The organism is Pelagimonas sp. (assembly GCF_058892305.1).
This window is the reverse complement of the sequence record NZ_JBZXVN010000014.1, coordinates 30,582-46,736: the sequence shown is the minus strand read 5'-3', so window position 1 is coordinate 46,736 and position 16,155 is coordinate 30,582. Positions and strand designations below refer to the sequence as shown.

The following is a 16,155-nucleotide window of genomic DNA, read 5'->3' as shown; positions in this document are numbered from 1 at the left end:
GGCAACGGCGACAGATTCAGGATTGAAGCTATAGTTACTATAGCAATTACATAGTGTCTGAGACGATTCGAGGAGACAAGTAATGCCAAATAAAGACCCGCTTCTTGCACCCACACCACTTTTAGATTTCGAACACCCGTCCATAGCTGGGTTAGTCGACAATCGTGGTTGGAGTCCCTTGCCGATGCATGATCGCATTGGTGCCGTGTACGACTTTGTACGCAACGAGATCGCCTTTGGGTACAATCGTGCCGATGACATCTCCGCCTCTGAAGTGCTGGCCGATGGCTTCGGCCAATGCAACACCAAGGGCACTCTCTTGATGGCGCTTTTACGCAGTGTCGGGGTTCGGTGCCGCCTCCACGGCTTCACCATCCACAAGGCATTGCAGCGTGGTGTTGTGCCAGAACTGGTCTATCCCATTGCCCCCGAAGAAATCATCCATTCCTGGGTCGAGGTGGAAACGGAGAATGGTTGGGTGAATCTCGAAGGGTTCATTCTGGACGCCCAATTTCTTTCGGCGCTCCAAACCACATTTTCTGACACATCCAGTCTGTGCGGGTATGGAGCAGGCACCGACTGCCTAAGCGACCCCCCCGTCGAATGGGCTTGCGGTGACACATACATCCAGAAGACGGGCATTGCGCAGGATTTTGGACTATTCGACTCACCCGACACCTTCTATCGCACGCACCGGCAATCGTTCAGCACCATACAAGACCTTTTGTACCGAAACGTCATCCGTCACTGGATGAACGCTCGGGTTAGCCGCATTCGATCCGGGCGTGTTCCGCGCATTCCAGGGCGGGCTTTGCCAAATCACCCACACGAAGAGACACCCAGAGCCACATGATAACGGTCACGCGCATATAGATGCCGCTTTCGGGGATCGAGTTCCAAGGATCAATATTGCTCGTAATTCGAAGGCTATTTCGCGCGGGTAAGAAGGTTCCTGTGATCACCCTTCAGATTTGACGAAGCAGACCGTCACGCGATGCAGAGGTTCAGTGGGTGTGGGCTCTCTGCTGCCACTAGCCGCGCACTGTGTGAACGTCAGGTCTTTGATTTTTAAACCTTCGTTGCGCTCTGGATGAAATGGCAAGGAGCGGATTTTCCTGCCTTTGGCCTCAACTTTCTAAATGTCCGCTTGCTAAAAACTAGGGATTTACCTTCGAAGAAGCCCATCGAATTCTTAATGATTGGAGTGATCAAAGATTATGTGGCCAACTAGGTGTTTAGTCCCGGCATGTGGTGGTCTATTGATCTGTGACCATCAAAAGGACGCCTTAGGGACAAGTTTTACACGGCAGCGCCACGACAACGCACGCAATCCTCTACCAGCGGCCTGTCGTGAAGTTTAAGCCGCTTACTTCAACGGCAAATGAACCGCGATTTCTAAGCGCTGGCCGTTCAGCGTTGCGTCGACATTGCCCCGATTGGACAGGCAAAGCTGTTTGACAATGGACAGGCCCAGCCCGCTAGAATGATCCTGCTGGGTACGAGTGCGGCTGTCGGACACACGATAAAAACGGTCGAACAAGAACGGCAGCGCAGCGTGGTTGACGTCGGGGGCGTCATTGCTGAATTTCAGTCTGGCAACATTCTCGCCAAAGCTTTTGGCTACGCTAATTCGGCACGATTTGCTGTCCGAGGCGTATCGCACCATGTTGGACAAAAGGTTGTCTGCGATCTGCCGCAAGTTATTCTCCGACACTGCGAACCTCTGCCCCGACAGGGTGGAAGAAACATCCAGATCCAACTTTAGGCCGCGTTTCTGAAACCTTGCATCCCAACGGATCTTTGCATCGCTTACGCACTCGCCGACCGTTATGCCGCTGCAGGGTTTCAAGTCGTCATTGGCAGGGTGTTGCAGTTGCATCGCTTCGATTGATTGGGTCAACGCAGAAAGGTGGCTAAGTTCGCTCGCCATCAGTTTGAAGAACGCTTCATCGGCCTGAAATACGCCATCCTCCAACCCTTCAGTGTAGCCGCGAAGGCTGGTGATCGGGGTGCGCAACTCGTGGCTGAGATCCGCCAGGTATTGGGCGCGGCGTTGATCCTCTTGTTCAAGCGCAGCGGCAAGTGCGTTGAAGTTCTCGGCCAAATGGCCAACCTCGCCCCCCTCGATGGCCGACCGGACACCATAATCGCCGTGGCGCAGACGTTCCGTCGCCCGAGCCAGCGACCGCAACGGGCGCACAATCAGGAATGCCAGCCCGACCGAGGCAAGAATTGCTGCCAGCAATCCAATGATGACGCTTGCCCAAAGCTGGCGTTCGACATCGTCGACATACATTGCGTGCAAGCGACCCGGCTCGATATTGAATGTCGACATCAACCGTTCAGAATAGACGCTGCTTTGGCGCATGAATGCTAGATACCAAGCTGCGGCGAGGGCCAGGATCACCGCCGCATTGGCCGCGATGATCTGCAAGGTCAGCCACGGCAGTCTTTGCAATCGTTCAAACACAGGTGCTTGCCATCTGTAAGCTGCCCTGCGGCGAGAACTTGTACCCGAACCCGCGAACGGTCTGGATCATGGCGCCAGCGTCCTGCCCAAGCTTGGCGCGCAGGTGGTGGACATGCACATCAATTGCCTTGGGGCTGACGGCATCCTCGTTGCCGTAAATGGCGGCAATCAGCGAGCCGCGTTCGAACACCCGGTTCGGACGGCCAAGTAGGCGCCGCAAAATTCGGTATTCATGCGGGGTCAGATCGATGGTTGCTCCATTGACATTGCAGGTCGGCTGGGCCTCATCAAGCCGGATCGGACCCGCAATGATCTGGTTGCCCTGCTCCAGCCTTGGGAGTGAACTGCGTCGCAAGATCGCCTCTACCCGCACCAAAAGTTCCCGGGGGGAGAACGGCTTGACGATGTAGTCATCGGCACCCACCGAGAACCCGCGCAATATGTCGGCTTCGTTCCCCAACGCGGTCAGAAACAGAACAGGTGTCTGGTCACCGACGGCGCGCATGGCGGCGGCTATGTCGGTGCCCGAAATGCCCGGCAACATGACGTCAAGAATACACATGTCAAAGTCAGCGCCTGTCGCCAATTCCAGCCCTGCACAGCCGGTGCTGGCGGTCACAACGCAGTGCCCGGCGCTTTCGAGATAGGCGCTCAGCAGGTTGAGGATGTTGATGTCATCCTCGACCACCAGGGTGGATGCTATGGGTTCGATGATACGGACTCCGCGAAAGAATGAGTGTCTCACCTTAAGCGCGATGACGGATCACACGGACTGACAATCCAGTGATCCGCAAAGCGCGCCGCCAAGGTTCCGCAGCGAGAGCCGCCGCCCCTGGAAACCGGGGCGGTCGGCGGGGTGCAGCCTTGACTACAGGTCGCCGGCTGGCGTTGCGAAGATTTGCTTCCAGTTGCCCTCGCCCTTGCGGATCACATTTTCCGTGTCCGCCAGGAACAGGTTGTTGTGGGCTCCCGGGCTGCTGTTGAGATAGAGCTGACCGTCGACGATGGCGAAAAGGTCAGGTTGCGTGGGCACCTTTTTGCCCTTGCTTGCTCCGGCCGAGCACCAGCCGCCGTAGGCTGGGGCAAATTTCGCTGGGTCGGCGTTGAACATCTCGAGGTTTTCAGCCGATGAGAAATACCACGTCGCGCCCTGATAGGTCGCGGAGTAGTCCGCCGATCCCACCGTCGGTGCGCCGACTGTATGATAGGCGACCACGTCATAGCCTCCCACGACCGCATCGCCGGCGATGTAGTGTTCATCCACGGCCAATGCCGGGCCCGCCGACAGCACCGCGAAAGCCGTCGCTGCGGTGATTTTAGCAAACTTGTTCATCCTAATCATCCTTTGTCTGGTTGGATTCGATGTTTCCTCCCCGCTGGTGCCCATTCCAGACAGCAGCCGGATGCAGACAGAGTAATTCCGCAAGATTTCAGCGCGGTTCGCTGTTGGTTAAGATTTGGTTAGGCTGCCAGGAGGCGAAGCGCTTTGGAACCGTGCGCCAAATGTTGATCGAACGACTGTCTGGGGTCGATTCCGGTTGGGGGCGGAATCGTATCATAAGCCGACCTTCGAGCGGATCGCGGCGAAATCACTGGAAGAGCCCAATGTATGTACCGGCTGCTGTTCGCAAGTGTTCAATTGCACGTTCTCAGGAAGTCGCTGATATGTATCCGGCCTGTGTATCGGCTTGTTGGTTGCCGTGGCCCTGTTGGGAGTGCGCACGCGCCGCTGTCTCATTAGTGACCTGATCTATTGTGACCATTTGGGCTCTCAGACTTTGGGTGCGTCTTTTTTCCGTTCCATGCAGTTGAGGTTTACGAACATCATTGCGACTGTGGTCCGATCAGATGGCAGTCACTGTCTCTCTTTCCTTCCAATCAAAATCTTTGCCGGAGTTCAGAACACTCCAGGCGATCCGGGCCAGCTTGTTGGCCAGCGCAACGCCGAGCTTGTTGTCACTGTACCCTATTTAATCAGATTCTGCGGATTCAGCTCATTTTGGGGCGTTTTTGTACCCTTAATTACAATATTTCCACAGGCTTCACGCCTCAGGATTTGACACCATCTGAGCTTTTCCAGATTGCATCGGCGCGGGTCAGAAGCGCTTCACGGTTTGCGCCGGCGCCAAGTTCGGATATGGCCTGACGAGCTGCCTGCAGAGCGCTCACGGATGCACTTGGGGGGCTCGTTCCATGCGTCTTCCTGGTCGGATGCTCTGTTTTCCGCCGCCCAGGAAACCGCTGGCCAAGGTCCTGCGACAACCCACGGGCCTGCTCAATCACCCGACGATGTTGAGGAAAGGCGCGGCGCAACTCAAAGACCATCCGTTCGTTTCCACGTAGAATGATGGCAGCACCCAAAACGGGACGAGTCACGCTAACACCAACTGCGGCAAGCGCCATTAACCTTTCGCGCTCGTTCCCCGATGTGAGCGCCCTCAGGTTCCCGATCTCCAGAACTGCCATGAGATGCATGGTCAAATCCACCCGGCGCAACCGCGCGCGATTGTTCGTGGCGACAGCCGTCTTTAGGGCTTCCACGCCGCACAAAGCTCGAGCACGAAGTCTGCCTGACACATCTTTGGCTGGATAATTGGTTGCCAGAGCCTGACCGCAAGTTTCGCAGGTAATCGACCACGCCAAGCGCCAATGGCGAAGCACCAGATCGGGTATTTTCTCAACACACCTCGGACAATACTGGAAGTCATGCCACGACACGTATTGTACGCCGTGTTGCGTCGCATCCGGAAGGGTCATGGCCGCAATCTCATGCCGGGTCAGTTGAACTGCCGAGCAGAGGCGGGCCCAGTCTACCTGTCCGAGATCGTTGATACGCTCCGGCACCCTGCCCTGCCCCAAACCAAGATAGCCGCAAAGTTCTTCAGCGGAGCAGTGATTGGCCTTCGCCAATCGCCCGATCCAGCTGGACAGAAGCTCATCGCGTGCAGGCGGCGGTCGAAACGGTAGCGGTCTGACGGTCACCCGAATGCTGCGGCGGGTTGGCGAGGGATGTTCCAGGCATGCTTTGCCCAGACCGGCTGCCAGGACTGAACCGCCTCGTCGGTGATCCGCTCCTCACCTGTCTCGATCGCTTCTATGGCCAAAGACTTGATCATGATGAACACGCGCGATGTGACACCGCCGGTCACCTTCAGGATCGTCCGAAGCGACGCGACCGTCAGGCCAGACCGCTGTTCGAGCGCCATCGCGGCGATCAACGTCTGGATCAGACGGGAGAACTCTACGTCGTCTTCCCAGAGCGGCAGGTAGTGTTCGTCCAGCCGACGGGCCAGTTGGTCGTCACCGCGGACGGCCTCGAGGGCCTCGTTGACACCGAAAACGACAAGCGACGCGCAGAGATCGTTGGACAGAAACCGTAGCATGTTCAGGAACCGTCGTTGCTCCCGGTAACTGCCGGCAAGCAGGTTATGCACTTCGTCGATCATCAGCATCTTCAGGTCCATGTCCCGAAGATGGCTTAGCGCGCGCACCTCAAGCTCGGACACCGTGTGACGCCCCCACATCGGCGCCCCGATCGTCGACAGGATGTGTTGATAGAACCGGCGCTCATCCGGCGCGGGCGGCGCCTGAACCAGCAGGATGGGTGTCTTCGTGACGCCCAGTTCGGCATTGTACTGCGTCGGATACTTGCTGGCCATGCGTTTGGCGATCATCGTCTTACCGATGCCGGAGCTACCATAGACCATCAGGCCAGGCATCCGGCTCTGTTGCGGCATTTCCATAAGGGAGGTCAATCGGTTGAGAACAATCGTGGCACGGTCGAACGCGATCCAATGATCGCCGCGGATACGGTCAATTCTTTCTTCTGGGGTCATTAAACTCATCAATCTCATAGGTTGGCAGATCAGGGTTGCCTGTATCAATCGCGAACATTTCGCGCGATGGATCGCGGCGCGGTTGGTGCCGGGGAAGCCGAGCACCTCTTTCGTCTTCCAACCGGGCAGTCCGCGTCTTTTGGCGCGCTGCCTCAGCCAGCCGTCGCTGCGCGTCAATCAATTGGAATAGGACCCGCTCGTTGATCCGGCCACCATGTTTATCATGCCATTCTTTCCGCGCCCGCCGACTTTCCCAAAGCGATATACGCGGGTGGCTGAGATCCCGGTACCGGGCCGAGATCACGCGGCCATCATCGGTGATGACCCAGATCTGCGACAAGTCTCGCGGATCGTATTTCACCTGTACCTTACCCTGCCCGCGTCCGACCAACGACGCGAAGGCATCACTCCAGTAATTGACCCCGAAAAGCGTGATCCCAGTGCGTCCGAGCTGGCGCCACTCGAATGGCAGGAAGCTTGTCCGAAAGGCTTCTATGTCGACGACCTGCCGTCCCGCAGTATCCCCGCCCATGTCCGCCCATGCCGCAAGCGGCGTTCGTCCGAGAGCTTCGTGAACCGTATTGTGGTATCGGCAGATTTCCAGATGAAGCCAATCCTCAAACTCGATCAGTGTCAGGGCCGCATGCTTCTCACTGTCATAGTCGCCCTTCTCGACGATTGAGGAATGCGTAGTCCCGGGCAGCACATGAACGGCACCCATGGTCGTTCCGATCAGCCGTTCGACATGACCGCCATAGTGTTTGCCGCCAAGCGGACGATACTCGACAGTAATGCCCCAATCTTCGCAGGCCATTCTAAAGGCGTCACTGTGGAACTCCTGCGCATTGTCGACGTGGATCGCCTTAGGAATGCCGGCCGTCGGCCAAATCACCTCTTCCAGTGTTCCAGGGACGTGCACCGATTTCCGGCGCACACAGTGATCGAGACACAAGGCGATCGACAAGACAGATGGCTCATCGAAAGTGACATGGACCCCGAGAACGATCCGGCTCGCGACGTCGATGGCCACCGTCAGATAGGGGCGCGCAAGCGGCCGTCGATTGACGTGATCGACCAACGTGATGTCCGAAGTTGTATGATCGATCTGAACGACTTCCAGCGGGGCTGAAACTTCAAGTCGGCCAGGACGCGCGGCAAAGACCTTGTCAGCCGCCTCTGCTCCGCGCCGTTTCCGGAAGACCTCTCGCTTATCCATAGCGTCTAGACGTGCCTTGACCGTTCTCCGGGTCGGGGGCTGAAACCCCTTCGCCTCGCATTCGGCACGGATCTCGCGCCAGATGCGAAGAAAGCTCGAGCGCTCGCGGACCAGATAGTATCTTCGCAGGCTCTCATCGATGATGATTTCGACGTCTTCAGCAATCCGTTTCGATCCCGGTTTCGGCCCGCGACGGTCCAACTCCAACGCCGTGGCACGTGCATCGTTCTCTCTCAGACGTCGGTAGAGCGACCATGTGTGGCTTTTCGCCAAGCCCAGTTCCCAAGCGGCATCTCCGATAGCCGCGCTGATCGGCTCACCTCTCTTCTCAAGCTCCAGGATCGGCCGAAGAACCGCCGCACGGTGTTTCGCAAGACGCTCGTTTACCACGCAAATCCCCCTCCCCAATAGGTCGACACTTATCCACAACTCAGACCGTACGGCAATTAAGGGCACAGTATGCTAATTAACGGTACAATATGAAAATTAAAGGTACAAACCGCCATTGATTTCACGGGGCAATTTCAGGCCGGATTCTGATTAATTAGGGTACAGTGACATCCAGGGCGGAGGCCGAGGTGTGTTCCGACGGCTTCAGCACAAAAGTACAGCCCGCCGCCAGCGCCGGAGCCAATTTCCACATCATCAGCATGAGTGGGGAGTTCCAAGGAACGATAGCGGCAACGACCCCCACAGGTTCCCGTAGTGTGTAGGTGAACATGTCCGGCCGGTCGATCGGCACGACTGAACCGGTGATCTTGTCTGCGAGGCCAGCATAAAAGTACAGCCATTGTGGCAGAAAGCTGACCTGACCGCGGACCTCCGCCAACAACTTGCCGTTGTCGCGCACTTCCACTGTCGCCAATTTGTCGGCATCGCGCTGGATTAGCTCCGCCAGTTTGCGCATCAAGGCGCCGCGCTGCGTCGGCGGCATCTGCCCCCAGGGCCCGGAATAGAGCGCGTCATGCGCCGCATCCACGGCGGCGTCGACATCCCGCGCATCGCACTTCGGGATCTTGGCCCAAGGCTCCCCGGTGTAGGGGTTATAGCTCTCAAAGGTTTCCTCCGTGGCGCTGTCGTGCCACTCGTTGCCGATAAATATCTGATACTTTTCCAGGTCGTTTTCCATGTAGAGCCTCTCCCTATTGTCTGTATTTCTATATCGGGACCGGAAGCTGATGCGCTCGAGACACTCGATCGCCGCTCCACGTCCTCGGAGCCGTCGCCCTAGAGCTTCGACGGCAGATACGTCGTCAGGCCCGGCGCCACAGCAAGAATGATCATCCCAAGTATGAATAGGGCAACGAACGGCCAAGCTGCAGCGAATACGGTGGAAAGCGATCCCTCGCTCCAGGCGCTTTTCAGGGCGAATAGTGTGTAGCCGAATGGCGGGGTGATCCCTCCAACCGTGATGTTCACCAGGAACAGAAGCCAGAACCAGATCGGGTCGTAGCCGAAGCTATCTATGATCGGTAGGTAGATCGGAATGACAATCAACATCAACGCGATCTGGTCAATGAACATGCACAGGATGAAGGGAAGAACCATCAGGAGCACCAGCATAAGCCAAGGGGAGACATCCAGTCCCACGATCCACGCGGTGAGTGCCGAGGCGCCACCGGAAAAGGCCAAAAGCTGACTGAACAACTTCGAACTGGCCATGATGATCAGGATCATCGCCGAAATTTTCACCGACCCGCCTAGCGACTCGAGGACCATCTGGAATGAAAGGTTGCGATAGATCGCGGCCGTCATAAGCGCGCCAAGAACGCCCATCGCACCGGCCTCCGTCGGAGTGGCGACCCCTGCCAAGATCAGCCCCATGACGGAGACGATGATGATTGTGAACGGCAAGAGACGTCCAACGGCGATCAGGGTGTCCTTGAATTCAACCCGGGGTGTTGCTTCCTCATTCTGCGGTGCCAGCGACGGATTGCGCCAGATCCGGAGGAAGACATAGGCCGCGAACAACCCTGCGAAGATCAGGCCGGGGATGATCCCCGCGATCAGCAATCCGGCGATGGACACCCCGGCCAGCGTGCCAATGATGATGACGAGCACGCTAGGCGGGATTAGAGGTGCGAGGCTGGCGCCGGCCAGGATCGTGCCGACCGACAGCCGCGCGTCATAGCCGCGCGCGATCATTCCTGGCAGAAGCGAGCGACCCAACATAGCCGCCACGCCCATTGCCGCGCCGGAGAGCGTGCTGAAGACAGTCGCAAGGACGATGGAGAGTACATACTGGCGTCCGGGTACCCGGCCAATCAGCGTGTCTATCGACTGAAACAACACATCGACCGCGCGGCTTCGGAACAGGAGTTCCCCCATCAGGATGAACAGCGGGATCGTCACCAGGGTGGAGTTCGTGGCGGTCTCGTAGAAGCTGCCGGAGAACATCCCGAAGCCAGCAGGTCCCAGAACCAGCAGCGTGGCGCCCATGTTCACTGTCAGGAAGGCGACGAAGACAGGCATACCAGCGGCCATGAACAGAAGCAGCAGACCGACTCCGGCAAGTACGGCGGGAATACCCTCGATCATATCGTTGCCTGCGTCTCGTGATGGGATTTGCCGCCGAAAGCGAGCCTGAGAAAGGCGAGGCCGGCATTCACCATCCCGAACACGAGAAAGGCGAACAAGATCCATTTGGGAAACCGCACGCTGGTGAGCGTGGCCGTACCCCGGTCGATCAACCGCAGCGTTTCATCCAGGAAGATGTAGCCGGCCCAGAGGCAGACGGCGGCACCCAACACAAACCCTAGGCGCCGCATGAAATCAGAGGCGCGCCGTCCGAGCACGTTGAGCAGGATCGGAACGGACACGTTGCCGTCAATCCGCGTTACGTGCGGCAGGACCAGAAAGATCGAGATAAGTAGCAGGAACGACACGAAGTCGCTGGCCCACTTGGTCGGCGCGCCCATCAGATAGCGCGAGAAGACCTCATAGGAAAAAATCATCACGATCAGGCCAAGGGCCCCAGCCCCTAGCCAGTAGCTCAAAGTGACCAACGCATCGTGAGCCCACAAGAGCGCTCGGCCCAGGCGGCGCAAAAACACACTCATCCCTGTCTCCGTACCCGATTGAAACTTTGTGGGGCCGCCCCGAGTCCGGGGCGACCACCGGGGAGGATCGTCACTCGCCGATCCCAGCGGTTTCGGCGATCTCGCGCATCTGCGCGATCTCGTCGGGATTCACGGTCGCAGCCAGATCCATGACCCCGTTATACCAGGCGCTCTTGAGGTTGGCGACGACATCATCCTCGAACCGGGTCTCTTGCATCCCCTCGGCGACGAGGGTCTCTTCCTCGGTGCCTGCGAGGCCGTCGAAGGTCGCCGAGGCTTCCACCTCGTAGGCACGTGCGGCGGTTTCGATCTCGGTGCGGGTCTGTTCGTCCAGAGCGTTCCAAGCGTCGAGGTTCATCAAGAGCATATGCCCGACCTGACCGAAGGTTGGCCGCACGAAGTAGCTCGACACTTCGAACCAGCGGTAGTTGACCGCGCCCACTGCCGGCCAGGCCGCGCCGTCGACCACGCCACGTTCGAGAGCCGGATAGATATCCCCGCCCGGCAACACCACCGGGGAACCGCCAAGCGCTTCGATCACCGGATGATAGAGAGGGGTGCCCCGGATGCGTCGGCCGGTAAGCCCGTCGCCGGTCAGGGGCTCCTTCAGGATCATGTGGAACCCGTTGGTATCGTAGAAGATCGCGATGAGCTTCAACCCGGCTTTCTGGTATTCCTGATCGACGAAGTCCCACATGCCCGACTCGTGGATCGTACCAATGTCGCCGCTTAGAGAATCGAGCGCCATGCCGAGTGCGATATCATTGTAGTGATATCCGCCATTGGTATAGAGCATATCGAACAGGCCCTGGGTCACCGGGTTCAGCTGTTCGAACGGCGGGATCGTCTCGGGCCCGAATCGCGACAGGCCGAGCTTGGCTGTCGTCTCCGCCTCCAAGTATTCCATGAACGGATCCAGCACCTCGCCGACGGCGGCGTAGCTCTGGTCCCAGCTCGCCAGGATCTTGGTATCCGCCACCGCAGCCGTCGCGAGCGGCGCCAGTGCTATGGATGCGGCAAGACCACACAATTGTTTTTTCATTTTCTTTCCTCCTCTGTTTTCCAGCCGCCTTCCGGCACCCTGCCCGGGCATCGCGGAAACAACGACTAATCCGGCTTTAAACTCACAGGGCCGCAGCGCGCGGCCCCCATCTCAAAACACGATTACTCCCTTTCCCCCGACCTGCTTGTCGAGCAGGTCGTAGGCTTTTCCGGCGTCCTCCAGCGCCCACCGGTCTGAGAAGATTGAACCGACGTCGATCCCGCGATCCACGGAAAAGACGCCGCAATCTTCCATCAGGTTAGTGGAGAAGGTGAACGATCCCGCCATGTTGATCTGGCGAAAGATCACGTCTGACGCGAGGTTGATTTCTGTCGGCTGTCCCAGTCCGACGAAGACCGCGGTGCCCCAAAGCCGGAGGCATTTGACTGCGTCGTTGATCGCTTGTGGTGCGCCCGATGTTTCCAGCGTGTAGTGCGCGCCCCGACCGTGTGTCAGTTCTCGGATTGCCTCCACCGCGTCCGTTTCAACTGGGTTGATTGTTTCGACGGCGCCGAAGCGGCGGGCCATTTCGAGCCGCTCGGGGCTGATATCGAGAGCGATCACCCGCGCGCCCATTGCCGCGGCGAATTGTGTACCTGATAACCCGACAGGACCCTGCCCGAAGATCGCGATCGTATGGCTGCCGTTGGGTTGGATCTTGCGCAACGCCGCATAGGAGGTGCCGGACCCACAGGCAATCGCCGCACCCGCTTCGAACGATAGCTCTTCGGGTAGCGTGACCAGCGTATGGGCCGCGCATTTCATGTATTTCGCGTGCGCGCCATGGGCTGTCCAGCCGTAAATGTCAGGTACCTTGTTTTCGCAGATCTGTGGCCAGCCGGTGCGGCATTGATCGCAGATGTGGCAGCCGGAGTAGTGATGGATCATCACCCGTTGCCCCATCTGCGCAATGTTCTGATCGACCCCTGGTCCGATCGCTACGACGACCCCGCAGGGTTCGTGTCCGGCGATTATGGGGCCGCCGTCGCGCATCGTCTCGTAGGGCTTGCCCTTGGCCAGTTTGCGAAACGCCCGGTCGTCGCTCGGCGCGCGGTAGGCGTGCAAATCACTGCCGCAAAGACCCGATGCCTTGACCTCGATGACCACTTCGCCCGGCCCTGGCGTCGGATCGTCGAACTCCATGATCTCGACTCGCTTGTCTCCGGGAAATGTCACACCCCGCATATCGCGCTCCCTTAACTTTATAATTCACCTGCCCTGGCGAAGCACCGGACACGTCGTTTTCCGCTTCTCGTTTCTTTGTTCGAACTAGCTAACGTTCAAAGAGCGAACGGGATCGGTCTCTTCGAGCCAGGCCAAGAGGGCACGCAATTGGGCGTCCCGCGTCTCGACGACCGCTTCGGGGCTGTTGTTGAACTTGTACCAGCCTTGTCCCGTAATCGCGCCGAGGTTGTTCTGTTCGACCAGATCTTCAAGCACCTTCCGACCCTTGTAGTTCTCATCTCCGGTCTGTTCGTAGATCGAATTGGTGACGGCAAGCGCGGTCTTCTTCGAAACGATTAGATCTTCAGTCAGAAGTGGACCCCACAGCGCGAGTCTCGGCCCGAGACTTAGCCGGACGGCATCGTCGATATCGTCGCGCGTCGCCAGGCCTTCGTCCATCAGACGATAGATCTCGGTCAGCATGGCGAACTGGATCCGGTTCACAAGAAAGCCTGGACGTTCGAGGATCGCGACACCGACATGTTCGATGTTCTGCACCAGCATGCGGCTCCATGCCACCAACTCCGCTGGCGTATCGGCCGCATGGATCAACTCGATTACGGGAACGATATGACCCGGAGTAACATAGTGAATGCCCATCATCCGCTCTTTGCGTGTCATTTGAGCGGCGATGTCGGAGATTAGGAAGGACGAGGTATTGGTCGCCAGCACCACGTTTTCCGGACAGATCCTGTCGAGTTCCGCGAACAGGGCCTGTTTGACTTCCAGGGATTCCTGCACTGCTTCATGCACGAGGAAGGCCCCTTCGATCGCGCTCGCAAGATCCGGCTCAAGTGTCACTCCGGCTAGCATGGCCTCCGATGCATCCGAATCCTCGACCAGTCCTGCCGCGATCGGGCGGGCCCGCTCCACGTAAGTGTCAAGCATGGTCTGATTGCTGTCGCAGATCACCGCATCATAGCCGTGATGCGCATAGAGTGTCGCGATGACACATCCCATGAATCCGGCCCCGACGACGCAAATCCTACCGGACCCGGGCGGCTCCGTACCGAACGCAAATTCCTTCAAACTTTCCTCCTCCCTTCAAATGGTATGAACCTTCGACTCTTCTGGACGACAGGCTTCTAGCCGACTGTTTCACTCGAGCCGCTGGGATTGCGGCGCGAGGATCAGGAATGTTCCGATTGTGCGATGCCGAGCGGTCTCGCGTCCAATACGCAAACGTCGACAATATATATGGTTACAGTTATGATTTAATGGCGGGCGTTCAATCAACTGAGGTGATTCCAGGATTTGCCCGACCGATTTATTGGGGTTTTGGTATGCTTCCGAGCCATCAGACCGGATGCCCGACACAGGAGAACAGGAATTGCGCAATGACCCACTAGAAGAACCGAACGACACGCTGTCGAAAGACCTTCTGCGGTCACGCAATCTCACGCTGCACGTCTTTTGCACGATCGCCAAATTCAACAGTGTAACCCGCGCGGCGGAGTATCTGAATATCGCGCAACCCGCAGTAACCGCCCACCTGCGCAGTCTGGAGAAGAGCCTTGGTGTCAAGTTGGTGCGCAAGGCCGGGCGAAACATCGAACTGACACAAGCCGGTCGCCGCACTCTTGCCTGGGCGAAGGAAACCATTCAGCGCAGCTCAGATATGTTTCTAGACCTCGCAGACATCAAGAAAGGTCTGATCGGCCGAACACGGATCGCTTCGTCGATGGTGGCTGGCACTTACAAGTTGTCTGAAACTATAATCGCGTTCAAAAAAGAATTCCCATCGGCCAGGATTTCGGTGTCGATGGCCAGCCCCTACCTTGCCACGGAATCAGTACTGCTTGGGGATTGCGACTTCGGGATCACTTTGGTTGATCACAATCGCGACACCTCACGGTTGGAGATCGAATTGCTCTGGCGCGAGCCGCTTTATCTGGTGGCCGCGATAGAGAGCCGACTGGTCGGCGATGTCGCTCATATCGATGAGCTAGGGACATTACCGTTGATCACCCCGCCGAAGGGGCAAATGGCGCGAGAGCTCATCGACGAGGTGCTGCGCGCCGCAGGGGTCGTGCGAACCAACAGCGTACTGGCCTTCGGGCATCCCGAGCCGATCCTAAATGCGATCCGCGCCGATGTCGGGGCCGGTTTCGTCTTCAAGAGCGCATTGCCGAGGGACCCAGAGGCGTCGGGGCTTCGCCTTGTGCATACACCAGACCTAGAAATTGCAATGCCACTGTTCCTGGTCTACGACAAGAAGACGGTGTTTTCCGCGCCGCAAATTCAGCTCATGGACCGCATCCGACAATCCTTCGCCGAGCCTGCATGATCATGTACAGAAGGCCCCGCGCGGGGGGGCGACACTGCGAGCCATGCAAAGGACACCCTCCGAAGGGCACGACGATGCGGTCAGTGGGACATGAACACCGGCACTTGGCTGCTCCTGATGACTTCGTGGGTAACGCCCCCGAACAGGTCTTGCGAAAACTTGCTGTGTTCGTAAGCCCCCATCACGATCAACTTTGCCCCCAACTCGGCAGCGGTCCGTTGAATAACGTCGGCTATGCCGTTCTTGCCTTTGGGGCGCTCGACCTGTTCCACGTCAACACCATGGCGTCGAAGGTGGGTGACAATGTCTGTTCCTTCAGGCATTTTCGGCAGGCTCGCGCCAACGCTCAAGATCGTGACCTTGCGCGGTCTCTCCTCCAAGATCGTCATTGCGTCGTTGAGCGCTCGGGCTGCCGAGCGCTTTCCGTCCCAGGCGACGAGAGCATGTGAACCAAGTTTGTCGGTGGAGTATCCATTGGGTACAACAAGGACTGGGCGGCCGCTTTGTAGTGCCATAAGATCTGGGTTCACAGCGCGAAATTCATCGGTAGGAAGGTTCGATTGGTAGCCTGTCACCACAAAATCAAAATTACGTGCGATTTCGGGCAAACTTAACTTTCCGATCTCGCTTGGCATAACAAAACGCGACCGTTCGGCCACTCCTGCCGAAGAAGCTTGCTCCTCAAAAAAGGCTCGAGCAGCTTCGATTTTCTCATTCCGCACATTTCCGAGCTTGTCGAGAAGTTCTTCGGTCAGGCCGAGAACATGTTCGAAGTAGGAAGAAGTGCTGCCATAAACCGCGGTCAGCCATGCATCGTGCTTGGCCGCAATTTTTGTCGCATGACCTACGCCACTCGGGAATCCAGCACTCCCGGAATGCGTAATAAGGATATTCTTGATGCTCATCTTCGCCTCACTGATCGAACGCTAAGACATGCTATCATTTGACTACTTAGATGTCTATGTTTTTTGCCGCGCTTCAAGAGATAGCTAGGTCGCGATAACCGCCAGACATACTGCGT

Annotated in this window: 15 protein-coding genes; 2 read left to right on the top strand and 13 right to left on the bottom strand. The window is 57.8% G+C overall.

Annotation, left to right across the window (positions count from 1 at the left end; genetic code table 11):
• Positions 1 to 82 precede the first annotated feature (82 nt).
• Positions 83 to 853, top strand: coding sequence for a transglutaminase-like domain-containing protein (locus tag AC5EFR_RS05635; protein WP_493574942.1), 771 nt, complete (start codon positions 83 to 85; stop codon positions 851 to 853).
• Positions 854 to 1,366: 513 nt separating this feature from the next.
• Here the strand turns inward: AC5EFR_RS05635 and AC5EFR_RS05630 are convergent.
• The 12 genes from AC5EFR_RS05630 to AC5EFR_RS05575 all read right to left on the bottom strand — a co-directional run bounded on the left by AC5EFR_RS05630 (position 1,367) and on the right by AC5EFR_RS05575 (position 13,876).
• The gene (locus AC5EFR_RS05630; protein WP_493574941.1) at positions 1,367 to 2,458 is read right to left on the bottom strand and encodes an ATP-binding protein; all 1,092 of its coding nucleotides are present in this window, start codon (positions 2,456 to 2,458) and stop codon (positions 1,367 to 1,369) included.
• Positions 2,459 to 2,462: 4 nt separating this feature from the next.
• Positions 2,463 to 3,215 (bottom strand): response regulator transcription factor, encoded by a 753-nt coding sequence (locus AC5EFR_RS05625; protein ID WP_493574940.1) that lies wholly within the window; start codon positions 3,213 to 3,215, stop codon positions 2,463 to 2,465.
• A 123-nt stretch (positions 3,216 to 3,338) separates the two neighbouring features.
• The gene (locus AC5EFR_RS05620) at positions 3,339 to 3,803 is read right to left on the bottom strand and encodes a YHS domain-containing (seleno)protein (protein ID WP_493574939.1); all 465 of its coding nucleotides are present in this window, start codon (positions 3,801 to 3,803) and stop codon (positions 3,339 to 3,341) included.
• Between the two features lie 716 nt (positions 3,804 to 4,519).
• Positions 4,520 to 5,452, bottom strand: a complete 933-nt coding sequence (locus AC5EFR_RS05615) for a TniQ family protein (RefSeq protein ID WP_493574938.1) — start codon at positions 5,450 to 5,452, stop codon at positions 4,520 to 4,522.
• Entirely contained in the window at positions 5,449 to 6,306 is an 858-nt protein-coding gene (locus AC5EFR_RS05610) for a TniB family NTP-binding protein (protein ID WP_493574937.1), read from the bottom strand. Before AC5EFR_RS05610 ends, AC5EFR_RS05615 begins: the two co-directional genes overlap by 4 nt.
• Positions 6,284 to 7,912, bottom strand: coding sequence for a TnsB C-terminal domain-containing protein (locus tag AC5EFR_RS05605; protein WP_088635665.1), 1,629 nt, complete (start codon positions 7,910 to 7,912; stop codon positions 6,284 to 6,286). The genes AC5EFR_RS05610 and AC5EFR_RS05605 overlap by 23 nt, the downstream gene beginning before the upstream one ends.
• A 154-nt stretch (positions 7,913 to 8,066) precedes the next feature.
• Positions 8,067 to 8,651: an aldehyde dehydrogenase family protein gene (locus tag AC5EFR_RS05600; protein WP_493574936.1), complete on the bottom strand. Its 585-nt coding sequence runs from the start codon at positions 8,649 to 8,651 to the stop codon at positions 8,067 to 8,069.
• A gap of 98 nt (positions 8,652 to 8,749) precedes the next feature.
• Positions 8,750 to 10,060 (bottom strand): TRAP transporter large permease, encoded by a 1,311-nt coding sequence (locus tag AC5EFR_RS05595; protein WP_274836294.1) that lies wholly within the window; start codon positions 10,058 to 10,060, stop codon positions 8,750 to 8,752.
• Positions 10,057 to 10,581 carry a TRAP transporter small permease gene (locus AC5EFR_RS05590; RefSeq protein ID WP_274836295.1) on the bottom strand — a complete coding sequence of 175 codons (525 nt, stop codon included), beginning with the start codon at positions 10,579 to 10,581 and terminating at the stop codon, positions 10,057 to 10,059. The genes AC5EFR_RS05595 and AC5EFR_RS05590 overlap by 4 nt, the downstream gene beginning before the upstream one ends.
• Before the next feature lie 70 nt (positions 10,582 to 10,651).
• Positions 10,652 to 11,623 carry a TRAP transporter substrate-binding protein DctP gene (gene dctP, locus AC5EFR_RS05585; RefSeq protein ID WP_274836296.1) on the bottom strand — a complete coding sequence of 324 codons (972 nt, stop codon included), beginning with the start codon at positions 11,621 to 11,623 and terminating at the stop codon, positions 10,652 to 10,654.
• A gap of 111 nt (positions 11,624 to 11,734) precedes the next feature.
• A complete protein-coding gene (locus AC5EFR_RS05580; RefSeq protein ID WP_152007194.1) occupies positions 11,735 to 12,808 on the bottom strand; it encodes a zinc-dependent alcohol dehydrogenase family protein in 1,074 nt (357 codons plus the stop codon).
• 84 nt (positions 12,809 to 12,892) lie between these two features.
• Positions 12,893 to 13,876 carry a 3-hydroxyacyl-CoA dehydrogenase family protein gene (locus AC5EFR_RS05575; RefSeq protein ID WP_274836297.1) on the bottom strand — a complete coding sequence of 328 codons (984 nt, stop codon included), beginning with the start codon at positions 13,874 to 13,876 and terminating at the stop codon, positions 12,893 to 12,895.
• Between the two features lie 277 nt (positions 13,877 to 14,153).
• Between AC5EFR_RS05575 and AC5EFR_RS05570 the strand changes: the two genes are divergently transcribed.
• On the top strand, positions 14,154 to 15,134 hold the full coding sequence (locus tag AC5EFR_RS05570) for a LysR family transcriptional regulator (protein ID WP_493574935.1): 981 nt from the start codon (positions 14,154 to 14,156) through the stop codon (positions 15,132 to 15,134).
• Between the two features lie 80 nt (positions 15,135 to 15,214).
• Here AC5EFR_RS05570 and AC5EFR_RS05565 read toward each other — a convergent pair whose 3' ends face one another.
• On the bottom strand, positions 15,215 to 16,039 hold the full coding sequence (locus tag AC5EFR_RS05565) for a universal stress protein (protein WP_210385734.1): 825 nt from the start codon (positions 16,037 to 16,039) through the stop codon (positions 15,215 to 15,217).
• Positions 16,040 to 16,155 lie beyond the last annotated feature (116 nt).

What these genes read in the sequence shown, in the direction of transcription:
- AC5EFR_RS05590 (WP_274836295.1), bottom strand. Translation starts at nt 10,581, where the DNA reads ATGAGTGTGTTTTTGCGCCGCCTGGGCCGAGCGCTCTTGTGGGCTCAC.
- AC5EFR_RS05580 (WP_152007194.1), bottom strand. Translation starts at nt 12,808, where the DNA reads ATGCGGGGTGTGACATTTCCCGGAGACAAGCGAGTCGAGATCATGGAG.
- AC5EFR_RS05570 (WP_493574935.1), top strand. Translation starts at nt 14,154, where the DNA reads ATGCCCGACACAGGAGAACAGGAATTGCGCAATGACCCACTAGAAGAA.
- AC5EFR_RS05635 (WP_493574942.1), top strand. Translation starts at nt 83, where the DNA reads ATGCCAAATAAAGACCCGCTTCTTGCACCCACACCACTTTTAGATTTC.
- AC5EFR_RS05600 (WP_493574936.1), bottom strand. Translation starts at nt 8,651, where the DNA reads ATGGAAAACGACCTGGAAAAGTATCAGATATTTATCGGCAACGAGTGG.
- AC5EFR_RS05610 (WP_493574937.1), bottom strand. Translation starts at nt 6,306, where the DNA reads ATGACCCCAGAAGAAAGAATTGACCGTATCCGCGGCGATCATTGGATC.
- AC5EFR_RS05595 (WP_274836294.1), bottom strand. Translation starts at nt 10,060, where the DNA reads ATGATCGAGGGTATTCCCGCCGTACTTGCCGGAGTCGGTCTGCTGCTT.
- dctP (WP_274836296.1), bottom strand. Translation starts at nt 11,623, where the DNA reads ATGAAAAAACAATTGTGTGGTCTTGCCGCATCCATAGCACTGGCGCCG.
- AC5EFR_RS05620 (WP_493574939.1), bottom strand. Translation starts at nt 3,803, where the DNA reads ATGAACAAGTTTGCTAAAATCACCGCAGCGACGGCTTTCGCGGTGCTG.
- AC5EFR_RS05565 (WP_210385734.1), bottom strand. Translation starts at nt 16,039, where the DNA reads ATGAGCATCAAGAATATCCTTATTACGCATTCCGGGAGTGCTGGATTC.